Here is a 12985-nt window from a genome sequence, read left to right as displayed (position 1 = left end):
GACTATGACCCAGACAGCTGCCTCCCAGACCCCGGCCGTTACCGAGCAGTCCGCTGCAGAGCAGCCGGATGTCACTGCTGCCGTCCATAGCATTGCCGAACGCTCTCGCACCGCTTCACGGCGGATGGCCCGCGCCAACCGCGCCTGGAAGGACCGGGCGCTGGTGGAGATCGCCGAGCAGCTGGTCGCCAAGCGCGACATTGTGCTGCATGCGAACCGGCTGGATGTGGAGAAAGGCCGGGACAACGGGACCAGCAAGGCGATGCTGGACCGCCTGAAGCTGGATCCCGCCCGCATCGACTCGCTTGCGGCGGCACTGCACAGCCTGGCCGGCCTGCCGGATCCCGTGGGTACCGTGATGCGGGGGCAGACGCTGCCCAATGGGCTGCGGCTGCGGCAGGTCCATGTACCCATGGGCGTGGTTGCTGCCATCTACGAAGCGCGTCCCAATGTCACCGTGGACATCGCCGGTCTGGCGCTCAAGAGCGGCAACGCCGTCATCCTGCGGGGCGGTAGTGCGGCAGCCGAGACGAATGTTGCCTTGCTGGGGATCATCCGGGATTCGCTGGACAGGGTGGGCCTGCCCTCGGATGCGGTGCTGAGCGTCGATGAGTACGGCCGCGAGGGTGCGAATGCGCTGATGCAGGCCCGCGGCAAGGTGGATGTGCTCATTCCCCGCGGCGGCCGTGACCTGATCCAGACCGTGCTTAATACGGCCAGGGTGCCCGTGATCGAAACCGGCGAAGGCAACGTGCACATCTACGTGGATGAATCCGCAGACACCGAAATGGCCGTGGAGATCCTGCTTAATGCCAAGACCCAGCGGCCATCGGTGTGCAATACCGTAGAGACCTTGCTCCTGCATTCGAGAGCTGGGGCGGGCGCGGACGTGCTCCGCTCGCTCGCGGGGGCCGGTGTCCGGCTCCACGTCGATGACCGTGTAGCCGCGATCGTGCCGGCCGGAATCCAGGTCGAGCGGGCAACGGATGAAGACTGGGGCCGTGAATACATGGATCTGGACCTCGCCGTGGCCATGGTTGACTCGATGGACGACGCGCTCGATCACATCCGCAGGTGGACCACCGGGCACACCGAGGCCATCATCACCAATGATCTTGGTAACGCCGACCGTTTCGTTGCGGAGATTGATTCCGCTGCGGTTATCGTCAACGCCTCCACCCGGTTTACCGACGGCGGCGAGCTGGGCTTGGGCGCCGAGGTCGGCATCTCCACCCAGAAGATGCATGCCCGTGGCCCCATGGGCCTGCGGGAGCTGACCACCACCAAGTGGATTGTGCAGGGCGAAGGCCAGGTCCGGGACTAAGCACCCGGCTGCCACCGGCCCCGGCCCACCGCTCCGACGCGTGCCGGTGGGTGTTCCGCCGCGCGAACGCGTACCATTAGACAGAACTGAACTTCCGCCTGCCCAGGCGGTCCACCATTCCCAAGGGAGAAAATATGCTGACTCAGGTATTCGGCGCCGCGCTGGTGGCCAGCGAGGCCCACGTTGAACTTCCGGTGTCTCCGGTCGTCATCGGCGGCGGGATCTTCTTGGTCTTCCTGATCATGATGTTCTCCACCGTCGCCTTTACCAGTGTCGGCCACCGCCACTCCGCCGTCGAGGAACATGTGGATCCGCACCGCCAGCACCCGAACAAGCACGATCACGGCCAAGCCCAGCACTAAAGTGCCTATGGCTTTCCCCACAACCGGAACAGCGGCTACGCTGCCTGGCAGCACAGCCTCCGGCCGCAAATTCCGGCTGGGGGTCATGGGCGGCACGTTCGATCCGATCCACCACGGACACTTGGTCGCGGCCAGTGAGGTGGCGGCGGTTTTTGATCTGGACGAAGTGGTCTTTGTCCCCACGGGCCATCCCTGGCAGAAATCGTCCCGGTCTGTTTCACCCGCGGAGCATCGTTATCTGATGACAGTGATTGCCACCGCTTCGAACCCGCGGTTCACGGTGAGCAGGGTGGACATCGACCGTCCAGGGTTGACGTACACGATCGATACGCTGCGTGACCTGCGGGCCGCCCGTCCGGAAGCTGAGCTGTACTTCATCACCGGTGCGGACGCGCTGGCGCAGATCATGTCGTGGAAGGACATCGATGAACTGTGGTCACTGGCACACTTCGTCGGAGTCACGCGTCCGGGCCACGTGCTGCACGATCTGGGGCGTAAGGACGTCAGCCTCCTCGAGGTCCCGGCCATGGCCATCTCCTCGACCGACTGCCGGGACCGGGTGGCCGAAGACCAACCCGTCTGGTACCTCGTTCCGGACGGCGTAGTACAGTACATTGCCAAATACGGTCTCTACCGGGCACTGGAACCGGCTGATCGGTTCCCCGCAACAAATTAGCCGTACATACCTCCACATTCTGGGTGAAAAGTTATCAATGAGTAAGGAATCGCAGACGCCGCGCAGCCGGAGAGAAGCCCGGCTGCAGCGTGGGCCCGGCGGGAACCCGGACGCCGGTGGCACGCCGGCAGGAGTTGCGGGCAGTATGACACCGCCGTCAGTCCCGTCCGAAGGTACCGAGCGGTCTTCCCAAGCCCGCGCCCGGGATCGTGAAGCACACCGAGCCTACCGCGCCCTGACGGAGGCGATACCCGTTGTTCCTGCCGCGCAGGCACAACCCACCCGGCGCCAACTGAGGCGGCAGCAACTGGAGCGGGAACAAGGCCCGCAGACCGAGGGGTCGTCCCGCCCGCCTGTAGCCGCCCCCACGAACCGGCCCGTCAAGCCGGTCTCCGCAGCAGCGGGGGAGGCGCCGGCAAAGGACCGTCCCCTTCAAGCACCGCAGACCGATGCGCAGTACCGTTCCAACCGGCCTCCGATCGAGGGCGGACGCCGGGAGCGCCGCCGCCGTAGCACGGCCACAGCGACTGGGCTAGCCGAATCCCCAACAACTGATGAAGCGGCTCTGCCGGACGCCGCCGCTGAAGCCGTCGACGCTGGAAAGATGACCGTCGAGCAGGCCCTGGTGGCCAAGGAACTGCTGATGGGCCAAGCCAAGAACCTGGCCGCGATGATGGAGGCGCGCAAGGACCAGGACCCCCGGACGGTTGATCTGGAAATCCTTGCCCAGCAGAAGGCCTTGGCCGAGCGTGCGGCGGTGCTGAACCGCCGGGCCGCGGACAAGCAACGGTTGAGCCAGGAGAACCAGCAGCGGCGGCAGACTGCGGGACCGGGAGACATCGCGTCGGCCCCGATGGAATTCGTGCGTCTGCCGGGCAGTGATAAACACGTCCTGCGTCCGTCCCCGACGTCCAATGTGCCGCTGGTGAGCAATGCCCCGGAACGGGCCGTGGAAGCAGGGACAGCCGTCCCCGTACAGCCTGCTGCAGACGCCCAGCCGCAGACCCCCAAGGGGTCGCAAGTGCCCCAACGGAAGGCTGCGCCGGCGGAAAAGCCGACGCCGGTTGACAACTCTGCGCCGACAGACAGGCTTGCCTCGATCGAAAAGGCCGTGCGCAACACCAGCCCTGTGTCGGAGGTCTCCGACAAGTCGAGGCCCGCGCCGGCAGTGCCGGGACCAAAGCCGGCAACGCGCGGCCCCGGGCCGGTGACGCCGGGGACGAGGCCGTCCACCTCATCAGCGCCGGCCAGGTCCAGGCTCCTGGCCCAGGCCGAAGCCGTCGCCGATGGTCGCGGCAGGAAAGTGGAACCACTCAGTGCCAGGAGCGCTCATGGACTGGACCCGCTGGATGCACGGACCGCTGGCCAGGCCAACAGTGCCAGGGTTGCTGTCATCGCTGCTCTGGTGCTCGGTGGAGCAGCCTTTATTATCGGACTGATTATGATGATCGTCGGTCTCAGCAATTAGTTCCACTACCACCTAACCAAAAAGGAGCCCTATGGCAGCCTCAGAAGATTCGATTTCCATTGCGCGCATGGCTGCCAAGGCTGCCTCCGACAAAATCGGCCAGGACATCATCGCCCTCGACGTCAGCGAGCGTCTGGCGATCACGGACGTTTTTGTGATTGCTTCGGCTACTAATGAACGTCAGGTCAACGCGATCGTCGACGGCATCGAAGAAGAGCTGCACAAGCGTGATCTGAAACCGGTCCGTCGCGAAGGCCGGTCCGAAGGGCGCTGGGTGCTGCTCGACTACGCCACGGTTGTCATCCACGTCCAGCACGAGGAAGACAGGGTCTTCTACGCCTTGGAGCGCCTGTGGAAGGACTGCCCGCCGATCGACCTGCAGCTCGACGAGGCCCCGGCAACAGCGTCCGACGGCGAGTGATTAAGTAACGCTCGAAGCTTCCGGCTGTGAGCTGAATCCCCGGCTACCTTTTATCGGTAGGCCGGGGATTTTTGCATTGGCGCTCCCGACCGAAGGGGATAAGTGCTCGTCGCAGCGGATGGGTCGAATAACAGCAATGTGATTTAGGTCAAACTCAAACCCTGTCGGCGGCGACAACCTCGTAGATTTTGAGCCGAAAGCCGCGGAACGGCGCGGTTTTTGCGGGAATTGGGGCTGAGGCGGGCTCGATTTGGAATCTGACGGACCCTCTGCATAGAATATTCAAGTTGCTGCGGCACGGGGAGGGAACGAACCGGGCAGGGCAACACGGTAGAAACCGGAAACGGGGCTGTGGCGCAGCTGGTAGCGCACCTGCATGGCATGCAGGGGGTCAGGGGTTCGAGTCCCCTCAGCTCCACCGATGAAAAGAGTCGCTCAGATTGAGCGGCTCTTTTCTTTTCCCCGCTTTTGTCTTCGGGCTTATCGGTCCCGTCTATGCACGTCACAATCCGTCCGGGATGACGCTCCGCCCGTCACATATGCCCCGGGCGCCGTCAAGAACGGAAACGTGCCGTCACCATAGGCCGTTTGCTTGTCCGCTCTGCTGCCCGTGCGTAGAGTTCTGGGCAAGTTACTTCCGTAACAGGTCAGCGACCCTCTCGATGAGGGTGTGGGTGCCCCGGGTGTGGGTCTGACATTTGGCACAGGAGTCCCCGTTGCGTGCGGCCGCACGCAACGCAGGTAGGCTCCTGAGCTCCTTTCCGAACTATCACGTGTGCTGCCCAGCGGCGGTTCTTCCGCCCCTGGATTCTCCGCAACCGCGTGTGACCTCACCGTAAGGATACAAATGTCACCGCCAACCCCGACGGTTCCGCACTTCGATGCGGAAATCACCAACCATCCCGCCCTGTCCTATGAGCTCTTTCCGCCCAGGAATGCGCAGGCCAACGAAGCGCTCTGGCGGACCATCCGTGAACTGGAAGGTACTGCCCCGGACTATGTTTCGGTAACCTACGGTGCCGGAGGCTCCAATCAGGGGACGGCCCTGGAGCTGCTTGAACGCCTGCAGAATGAAACCCGGCTGCGGCCGCTGGCGCACCTGACCTGTGTCGGGAGCAGCGGACCGGAGCTGGCCCGGACCATCGAGGCAATTCTTGGCAGGGGAGTCAGAGGAATCCTGGCGCTGCGCGGCGATGCCCCTGCCGGCAGCTCGGGACGCCCCTCAGGAGAACTGCGGTACGCGCAGCAGCTGGTCGAACTGATCCGGCGGATTGAACGCCGACGGACCGCCCACCTGGCGGCCGGGAAAGTGGCCATCGGTGTGGCTGCCTATTCCAGCCGCCATCCCGAATCGCCCAGCTTCGAGCACGACGTCGAAGTGCTGCTGGCCAAGCAGTCCTCGGGCGCCGACTTCGCGATCACGCAGATCTTCTTTGACGCCAACGATTATTCATCGCTGCTGCGCCGTGCCCAGCAGGCGGGAGTGCGCATTCCGATCATTCCCGGCATCATGCCGCTGACCAGTGTGCGCCGGCTCGACCGGCTTGCCCAGCTGGCCGGCATCGACGTAGATCTTGCCGTCCGCGACCGGCTGGCCAGCGCCGGTGACGACTCGACGCGTCAGCGCATCGGGATCCAGGCCACCGTCGATCTTGCCAACGCCGCTTTGGACGCCGGGGCGCCCGGACTCCATTTGTATACCTTCAACGAGCATGTGTCCGCCCTCCAGCTGCTGGAGAAACTGCAGCTGCCCCGACCGACTGCCCCGGTTCGCCACAAAGTGCTGGCCCGGGCGTAAAACCTCACCCACGACGGCGCCCAAAGGGCTACCGCCGCAACTCATCTTCTGCGCTACACCAGAATTAAGGACTTATCCCATGACTGACAATACTTTCCCCGCTGCCACCATTCTTGGCTACCCCAGAATCGGACCCCGCCGGGAGCTGAAGAAGGCTCTGGAGAACTTCTGGTCCGGCGCCAGAACTGCAGCCGAGCTGGAGCAAACCTGCCAGGACCTGCGCCACCGCAGCTACGCGCACCTGACCGAACTCGGTCTGGACGCGCACGCGTCGGCGGTCCCGGCGTCGTTCTCTTACTATGACCAGGTCCTGGACACCGCCGTGACGCTGGGCGCGGTTCCATCCCGCTTTGCCGACCTGTTCGACGGCGAGGGCAGGCTGGGGCTCGACGCCTACTTCACGCTAGCCCGCGGCGACGCCGACCGCGCTCCGTTGGAGATGACCAAGTGGTTCGACACGAACTACCATTACCTGGTCCCCGAACTGGGCCCGGAGACGGCATTCCAGATCGCCAATGAATGGATCGTGGAGAACTTCACGGCGGCACGTCAGGCAGGTTTCACCACCAGGCCAGTGCTCGTGGGACCGGTCAGCTTCCTGCTCCTGAGCAAAGCAGCAGACGACGCCGGCGCGGGCTTCGAGCCGCTGTCGCGGCTGCCCGATGTGCTGCCGGCCTACGCCGAGGTCCTCCGCACGCTGGCGGCGGCCGGGGTTGAGTGGGTCCAGCTCGAGGAGCCGGCCCTGGTGGCCGACCAGGACTTGCACGAAGGGGAACTGGCGGAGGCGGTACGGCTGGCCTACACCGCGCTGGCCACGGAACTTCAGGCCCCGCAGCGGCCGCGCCTACTGGTGACATCGTCCTACGGCTCGCTGGACGGGCTGCTGCCCGTGCTGGCAGCTTCCGGCGTCGATGCCCTCCACCTGGACCTCGTCAACGGCGCCGTCCCCGCCGCGGCGGAGCTGGAGGCCCTGGGGAGCACCGTGCTGGTCGCAGGCCTGGTGGACGGAGAGAACATCTGGAAGGCAGATTTGGCCGCCGCAGCAGACAAGCTGGGACGTTTGGAGGAGTCCGTTTCCCGGCTTGCCGTTGCGACGTCGACCTCGCTTTTCCACGTTCCGCACGATGCAGAGCAGGAGCAGCAGCTGGACCCGGTCCTGCGCAGCTGGCTCGCCTTCGCCGATCAGAAGGTGGAGGAGGTCCGCACCCTGGCCCGCGCGGTAGGCAAGCCGGAAGCGAATGCCGCACAGATCGCCGCCGCTGCTGCCGTCCTGGAAACCCGCCGGCAGTCTCCGGGCGTACGGCAAAGCGCAGTGCGCGCCCGGACCGGGGGACTGGTTCCGGCCGACTTCACCCGCGGTGACTTCGAGAGCCGGCGGATCGCGCAGCAGGACGTGCTCCGGCTGCCCGCGCTGCCCACGACCACCATTGGATCCTTCCCGCAAACCCGCGACATCCGGCTGGCCCGTGCCCGCGCGCTGAAAGGGGAACTGGCGGCCGGTGCCTACGAGCAGCTCATGAAGGACGAGATCAAGGGCGTCATCGAACTGCAGGAAGAGCTGGGTCTCGACGTGTTGGTCCACGGAGAGCCCGAGCGCAACGACATGGTGCAGTATTTTGCCGAGAACCTGGACGGCTTCGACGTTACAGTGCACGGCTGGGTTCAGTCCTACGGCAGCCGCTGCACCCGCCCCTCCATTCTCTGGGGCGACGTCAGCCGTCCGGCGCCGATCACGGTTCCGTGGACACGCTACGCGCAGTCGCTGACGGAGAAGCCGGTGAAGGGAATGCTGACCGGGCCCGTGACCATTCTGGCCTGGTCCTTTGTCCGGGACGACCAGCCGCTGGAGGAGACCGCCAACCAGGTGGCACTGGCATTGCGGGACGAAATTTCGGACCTGCAGGAAGCCGGCATCAAGATCATCCAGGTGGATGAGCCTGCGTTGCGGGAACTGCTGCCGTTGCGCCGGCGCGACCACGCGGACTACTTGCGCTGGTCCGTTGACTCCTTCAGGCTCGCCACTTCCGGCGTGGCCGCCGCCACGCAGATCCATACGCATCTGTGCTATTCCGAATTCGGCGAGATCATCGACGCCATCGATGCCTTGGACGCGGACGTGACAAGCATCGAGGCGGCCCGATCCCGGATGGAGGTAGTCAAGGACCTCGAGCAGCACGGCTTTGCCAGAGGCGTGGGACCGGGGATCTACGACATCCACTCGCCGCGAATCCCGTCGGCAGCCGAGCTTCAGGAACTACTGGCTGCCGCCGTTGCACATGTGCCGGTGCGCCAGCTGTGGGTCAACCCGGACTGCGGCTTGAAGACCCGCGCCTACCCGGAGACCAAGGCGTCCCTGGAGAACCTTGTGCAGGCGGCCCGGGCGGTGCGCGCATCACTGGTGGATAGCCTGGCCGGCTAGCACTTTTCGACACGTTCAAAACGCGATGTCCCGGCCGGCTGCTGCCTGCCGGGACATCGCGTTTTTCCATGGCGGCCCCAGCGTCTGGTCAGCGGCGCCGCGGGCTGATGCTCAGGCCGCGGAGGATATCGGAGAGCTGTTCCATGAACAGGCCGACCTGGGCATTCTGCTTTTCATTGATGAGCAGGGCAAAAATGTTCCGGGCCAGGCGGATTTCCGGCACATCCAGGACCACCACGCCGCTGTCCATGTGCTGCATGGCCAGCTCGGGCACCAGAGCCGCCCCGAATCCGGCGGATGCCATTTCGAGGCTGGCGTTGAAGTCGTCGCAATAGGCGACCACCCGCGGGTGGAGGTTGCAGCTGGCGAAGAGCCGTTCGATTACCGTGGCATCGGAGGTGCCGGGGTGATGCATGATCCAGGGCATTTCCGCCAGCTGCGACGCGGAGACCTGGGAGCCGGCCTGCAGCCCCCACGATTCCGGCAGGACCACGCGGAAATTATCGTCGCCCAGCCATTGCCTGTTGACCGAATGCGGCCAGGCCAGTCCGCCCTGGCCTACCTGGTACACCAGCGCCAGATCCAGTTCGCCGCCGGTGCGCAGGCCCTGGATGGTCTGGGCCGGTTCCGCCACGAAAACTTTCAGATTGATGCCCAGATTGGGCCACTGCGGCAGGCGGAGCAGTCTCGGCAACGCATACGTAGCCAGACTTGGAAAGATCCCCAGCCGGACTTCCTGGGCGGTGGTGTCATGGGTACGCGAGGTTGCCGCCAGCAGGGCGTCGATGTCGGTCAGGACCTTCGCAGCATGGCGGGCCATGACGAATGCGGTCTCGGTAGGGCGGACACTGCGTGCTGAACGCTCAAAAAGGGTCACCCCGGCCTCGCGCTCCAAAGCGGACATCTGCTGCGAGACGGCGGAGGCCGTGTAGCCGAGCTGCACGGCGGCGGCAGCGAACGAGCCGCGCCGGGTCACCTCCAGCAGTGTGCGCAAATGGACCGGGTTGACCATCGGAATTCCTCACGCTCGGCGAATGTTGTGTTAATGGCATCTTATGCACCGGCAGGGGCAGGACACGGGAGCAGGGCAACTGAACCTGCAGTGCCGGTGTCGGCAGAGGCAACAAATCACAGCGGGAGCAGCTTCCACCCCGGGTAGATCTGTGTAACCGGCCACTGGCCAGGGTGACGGCCAACGCTATTCGACACGCCCGGAGAATCAGCGACACGAAGTATTTGTGTCTGTGGGGATCGTTGTCCACAGCTTGTGGACGGGGGAGTGAAAACTGCGCGAAATCAAGGGCCGGGAGCAGGAATTATCCCCAATGCCTGTGGACTGACGGACGCACAAATGACATACTTGTAATACATCATCTAGGGGTTCGCCCCAGAGGCGTGCACTAGATGTAGTGGATGTAGTAGATTGAAACCGCTGGCAGGGACAGACTCAGGAACACCTGAACTACCAACTTGAATCCCGACAGACAGCGACTAATAGTCACCAAGTTTTAGGGGAGAGGGACCATGACTGTAACGGTTTACACGAAGCCAGCATGCGTGCAGTGCAACGCAACTTACCGAGCTCTGGACAAGAAGGGCATCGCCTACCAGAGCGTTGATCTCTCCCAGGACCCGGCTGCACTGGAGCGCGTCCGTTCGCTCGGCTACATGCAGGCTCCTGTAGTCGTCACCGAGCAGGATCACTGGTCCGGGTTCCGCCCGGACAAGATCGCCGAGCTCGCCCAGTCTGCGGCTACTTCGGTGGCCTGATTTCCAACAAAGTCGGGAGGCAATCTCCATGGCAGCTACGCTGATGGCAAAAGGAGCCATGACGCACGGCTCCGGAGCAGGCCCCGGTTCATCGACCAGTGCGTCACTGATCTACTTCTCTTCGGCGTCGGACAATACGCACCGATTTGTCACGAAGCTGGGTGTGGAAGCGGCAAGAATCCCGCTGCGTACCCAGGAAGAAACGATTTATGCCCGGAAACCTTACGTTCTGATTGTTCCCACTTACGGTGGGGAATCAGGCCGGAATTCGATTCCCAAGCAAGTGCTCAAGTTCCTCGGCAACGAGGGAAACAGATCGCAGCTCAGGGGCGTTATCGGCGCCGGAAACACGAACTTCGGTACTACTTACTGCCTGGCCGCGGACAAGATCGCGGCCAAATGCGAAGTACCGCACCTTTACAGATTTGAGCTCATGGGCACGTCGGACGACGTCGAGCGTGTGAAACAAGGATTGGAAGACTTTTGGAAACGACAGTTGAAGACCCAGCAGTAGCGGATTCGAAGCCGGAGCTGCCCGAGGCGTACAAGGGCCTGGGTTACCACGAGCTCAACGCCATGTTGAATCTGTACGGTCCCGACGGCAAGATCCAGTTCGAGGCGGACCGGGAGGCGGCACACCAGTACTTCCTCCAGCATGTCAACAACAACACCGTCTTCTTCCACGACCTTGAGGAGAAGCTGGACTACCTGGTCAAGAATGACTACTACGAGCGTGAAACGCTTGACCAGTACACCATGAACTTCATGCGAGGCCTGTGGGACCGCGCATACAAGAAGAAGTTCCGGTTTGAAACCTTCCTGGGTGCCTTCAAGTTCTACACTTCCTACACACTGAAGACGTTCGACGGCAAGCGTTTCCTGGAGCGCTACGAAGACCGCGTCTGCATGGTGGCCCTCCACCTCGCCCGCGGCGACGAGCAGCTCGCCACCCAGATGATGGACGAAATCATCGAGGGACGTTTCCAGCCGGCCACGCCGACCTTCCTCAACGCCGGCAAGAAGCAGCGCGGTGAGCTGGTCTCCTGCTTCCTGCTGCGCATCGAAGACAACATGGAGTCCATCGGCCGCTCCATCAACTCCGCCCTGCAGCTGTCCAAGCGCGGCGGCGGCGTCGCCTTTGCCCTGACCAACATCCGCGAGGTCGGCGCGCCGATCAAGCAGATCGAGAACCAGTCCTCCGGCGTCATCCCCGTGATGAAGCTGCTCGAAGACAGCTTCTCCTACGCCAACCAGCTCGGTGCGCGCCAGGGCGCCGGTGCCGTCTACCTGCACGCGCACCACCCGGACATCTACCGGTTCCTGGATACCAAGCGCGAAAACGCGGACGAGAAGGTCCGGATCAAGACCCTCTCGCTCGGCGTCGTAATTCCGGATATCACCTTCGAACTCGCCAAAAAGGGCGAGGACATGTACCTCTTCTCCCCGTATGACGTGGAGAAGGTCTACGGCATGCCCTTCTCGGACATCTCGGTGACCGAGAAGTACTACGAGATGGTGGATGACAGCCGAATCAAGAAGACCAAGATCAAGGCGCGCGACTTCTTCCAGACCCTGGCGGAGATCCAGTTCGAGTCCGGCTACCCGTACATCATGTTCGAGGACACGGTGAACCGGGCCAACCCGATCGACGGCAAAATCATCATGTCCAACCTGTGCTCGGAGATCCTGCAGGTTTCGCAGCCGACCACGTACCATGACGACCTGTCTTACGACGAGACCGGCAAGGACATCTCCTGCAACCTGGGCTCGCTGAACATTGCCAAGACCATGGACTCGCCGGACTTCGGCCGGACGATCGAGACCGCCATCCGCACGTTGACCGCGGTGTCGGACATGTCCAACATCGGCTCCGTACCGTCGATCGCCAAGGGCAATGACCAGTCGCACGCCATTGGCCTGGGCCAGATGAACCTGCACGGCTACCTGGCCCGGGAACGGGTCCACTACGGTTCCGAAGAAGGCCTGGACTTCACCAACATCTACTTCTACTCCGTGGTCTACCACGCAATCCGTTCGTCCAACCGGATTGCTATGGAGACCGGCCGGACCTTCGGCGGATTCGAGAAGTCCAAGTACGCCAGCGGCGAGTTCTTCGACAAGTACACGGACCAGGTCTGGGAGCCCCAGACCGAGAAGGTCAAGGCGCTGTTCGACGGCATCCACATTCCCACCCAAGAGGACTGGCGGGAGCTGAAGGCCTCGGTCATGGAGCATGGGATCTACAACCAGAACCTGCAGGCTGTCCCGCCGACAGGCTCGATCTCCTACATCAACAACTCCACGTCCTCGATCCACCCGGTGGCGTCGAAGATCGAGATCCGCAAGGAAGGCAAGATCGGCCGCGTGTACTACCCGGCTCCTTACCTGACCAATGACAACCTGGACTACTACCAGGACGCGTACGAAATCGGCTACGAGAAGATCATCGACACCTACGCCGTTGCAACGCAGCACGTGGACCAGGGCCTGTCCCTGACGCTGTTCTTCAAGGACACCGCCACCACCCGCGACATCAACAAGTCCCAGATCTACGCGTGGCGCAAGGGCATCAAGACCATCTACTACATCCGCCTGCGCCAGCTCGCGCTGGAAGGCACGGAGGTGGAGGGCTGCGTCAGCTGCATGCTGTAGTAGCCCAAAGCAACTGAAAAGTACGACGGCGGGTGCGCGCCCGCCGTCGTACGCCCACCGAGCGGCGCCCTTCCCAAAAGGGCGCGGCTTCGGCG

Annotated in this window: 11 protein-coding genes and 1 tRNA gene; 11 read left to right on the top strand and 1 reads right to left on the bottom strand. The window is 63.4% G+C overall.

The window, feature by feature from the left end; translation table 11 throughout:
- Positions 1–4: 4 nt before the first annotated feature.
- From HGO92_RS16255 to metE, 8 genes are all read left to right on the top strand, one after another.
- Positions 5–1324: a glutamate-5-semialdehyde dehydrogenase gene (locus HGO92_RS16255; protein WP_169996644.1), complete on the top strand. Its 1320-nt coding sequence runs from the start codon at positions 5–7 to the stop codon at positions 1322–1324.
- Positions 1325–1458: 134 nt separating this feature from the next.
- Positions 1459–1686: a hypothetical protein gene (locus tag HGO92_RS16250; protein WP_169996642.1), complete on the top strand. Its 228-nt coding sequence runs from the start codon at positions 1459–1461 to the stop codon at positions 1684–1686.
- A 7-nt stretch (positions 1687–1693) separates the two neighbouring features.
- Positions 1694–2362 carry a nicotinate-nucleotide adenylyltransferase gene (nadD, locus tag HGO92_RS16245; protein WP_205834579.1) on the top strand — a complete coding sequence of 223 codons (669 nt, stop codon included), beginning with the start codon at positions 1694–1696 and terminating at the stop codon, positions 2360–2362.
- Positions 2363–2399: 37 nt separating this feature from the next.
- The gene (locus HGO92_RS16240) at positions 2400–3830 is read left to right on the top strand and encodes a hypothetical protein (protein ID WP_169996638.1); all 1431 of its coding nucleotides are present in this window, start codon (positions 2400–2402) and stop codon (positions 3828–3830) included.
- A 31-nt stretch (positions 3831–3861) separates the two neighbouring features.
- The gene (rsfS, locus tag HGO92_RS16235; RefSeq protein WP_169996636.1) at positions 3862–4251 is read left to right on the top strand and encodes a ribosome silencing factor; all 390 of its coding nucleotides are present in this window, start codon (positions 3862–3864) and stop codon (positions 4249–4251) included.
- Between the two features lie 345 nt (positions 4252–4596).
- Positions 4597–4669, top strand: a tRNA-Ala gene (locus HGO92_RS16230).
- Positions 4670–5098: 429 nt separating this feature from the next.
- Complete coding sequence (locus tag HGO92_RS16225) at positions 5099–6049, top strand: methylenetetrahydrofolate reductase (protein ID WP_169996635.1); 951 nt, start codon at positions 5099–5101, stop codon at positions 6047–6049.
- Between the two features lie 79 nt (positions 6050–6128).
- Entirely contained in the window at positions 6129–8468 is a 2340-nt protein-coding gene (metE, locus tag HGO92_RS16220) for a 5-methyltetrahydropteroyltriglutamate--homocysteine S-methyltransferase (protein ID WP_169996633.1), read from the top strand.
- Positions 8469–8556: 88 nt separating this feature from the next.
- Here metE and HGO92_RS16215 read toward each other — a convergent pair whose 3' ends face one another.
- On the bottom strand, positions 8557–9480 hold the full coding sequence (locus HGO92_RS16215; RefSeq protein ID WP_169996631.1) for a LysR family transcriptional regulator: 924 nt from the start codon (positions 9478–9480) through the stop codon (positions 8557–8559).
- 512 nt (positions 9481–9992) lie between these two features.
- On the opposite strand from HGO92_RS16215, the gene nrdH reads away from it, so the two are divergent.
- Genes nrdH through nrdE form a run of 3 tightly spaced genes read left to right on the top strand, consistent with a single transcriptional unit; the run spans position 9993 to position 12890 of the window.
- Positions 9993–10238 carry a glutaredoxin-like protein NrdH gene (gene nrdH / locus HGO92_RS16210; protein WP_074702172.1) on the top strand — a complete coding sequence of 82 codons (246 nt, stop codon included), beginning with the start codon at positions 9993–9995 and terminating at the stop codon, positions 10236–10238.
- A 28-nt stretch (positions 10239–10266) separates the two neighbouring features.
- Positions 10267–10752 carry a class Ib ribonucleoside-diphosphate reductase assembly flavoprotein NrdI gene (nrdI, locus tag HGO92_RS16205; protein ID WP_169996628.1) on the top strand — a complete coding sequence of 162 codons (486 nt, stop codon included), beginning with the start codon at positions 10267–10269 and terminating at the stop codon, positions 10750–10752.
- A gap of 17 nt (positions 10753–10769) precedes the next feature.
- On the top strand, positions 10770–12890 hold the full coding sequence (gene nrdE / locus HGO92_RS16200; RefSeq protein ID WP_169996753.1) for a class 1b ribonucleoside-diphosphate reductase subunit alpha: 2121 nt from the start codon (positions 10770–10772) through the stop codon (positions 12888–12890).
- The last annotated feature ends 95 nt before the right edge of the window (positions 12891–12985 follow it).

This window comes from Crystallibacter degradans, assembly GCF_012952295.1.
GTDB classification, from domain to species: domain Bacteria; phylum Actinomycetota; class Actinomycetes; order Actinomycetales; family Micrococcaceae; genus Crystallibacter; species Crystallibacter degradans.
Note: the sequence above shows the minus strand (reverse complement) of the source record. Positions and strands in the feature narration are given on the sequence as shown.

Bases quoted from the DNA above. Each gene is read 5' to 3' on its own strand.
- HGO92_RS16255 (WP_169996644.1), top strand. From the start codon at position 5: ATGACCCAGACAGCTGCCTCCCAGACCCCGGCCGTTACCGAGCAGTCC.
- HGO92_RS16250 (WP_169996642.1), top strand. From the start codon at position 1,459: ATGCTGACTCAGGTATTCGGCGCCGCGCTGGTGGCCAGCGAGGCCCAC.
- nadD (WP_205834579.1), top strand. From the start codon at position 1,694: ATGGCTTTCCCCACAACCGGAACAGCGGCTACGCTGCCTGGCAGCACA.
- HGO92_RS16240 (WP_169996638.1), top strand. From the start codon at position 2,400: ATGAGTAAGGAATCGCAGACGCCGCGCAGCCGGAGAGAAGCCCGGCTG.
- rsfS (WP_169996636.1), top strand. From the start codon at position 3,862: ATGGCAGCCTCAGAAGATTCGATTTCCATTGCGCGCATGGCTGCCAAG.
- HGO92_RS16225 (WP_169996635.1), top strand. From the start codon at position 5,099: ATGTCACCGCCAACCCCGACGGTTCCGCACTTCGATGCGGAAATCACC.
- metE (WP_169996633.1), top strand. From the start codon at position 6,129: ATGACTGACAATACTTTCCCCGCTGCCACCATTCTTGGCTACCCCAGA.
- HGO92_RS16215 (WP_169996631.1), bottom strand. From the start codon at position 9,480: ATGGTCAACCCGGTCCATTTGCGCACACTGCTGGAGGTGACCCGGCGC.
- nrdH (WP_074702172.1), top strand. From the start codon at position 9,993: ATGACTGTAACGGTTTACACGAAGCCAGCATGCGTGCAGTGCAACGCA.
- nrdI (WP_169996628.1), top strand. From the start codon at position 10,267: ATGGCAGCTACGCTGATGGCAAAAGGAGCCATGACGCACGGCTCCGGA.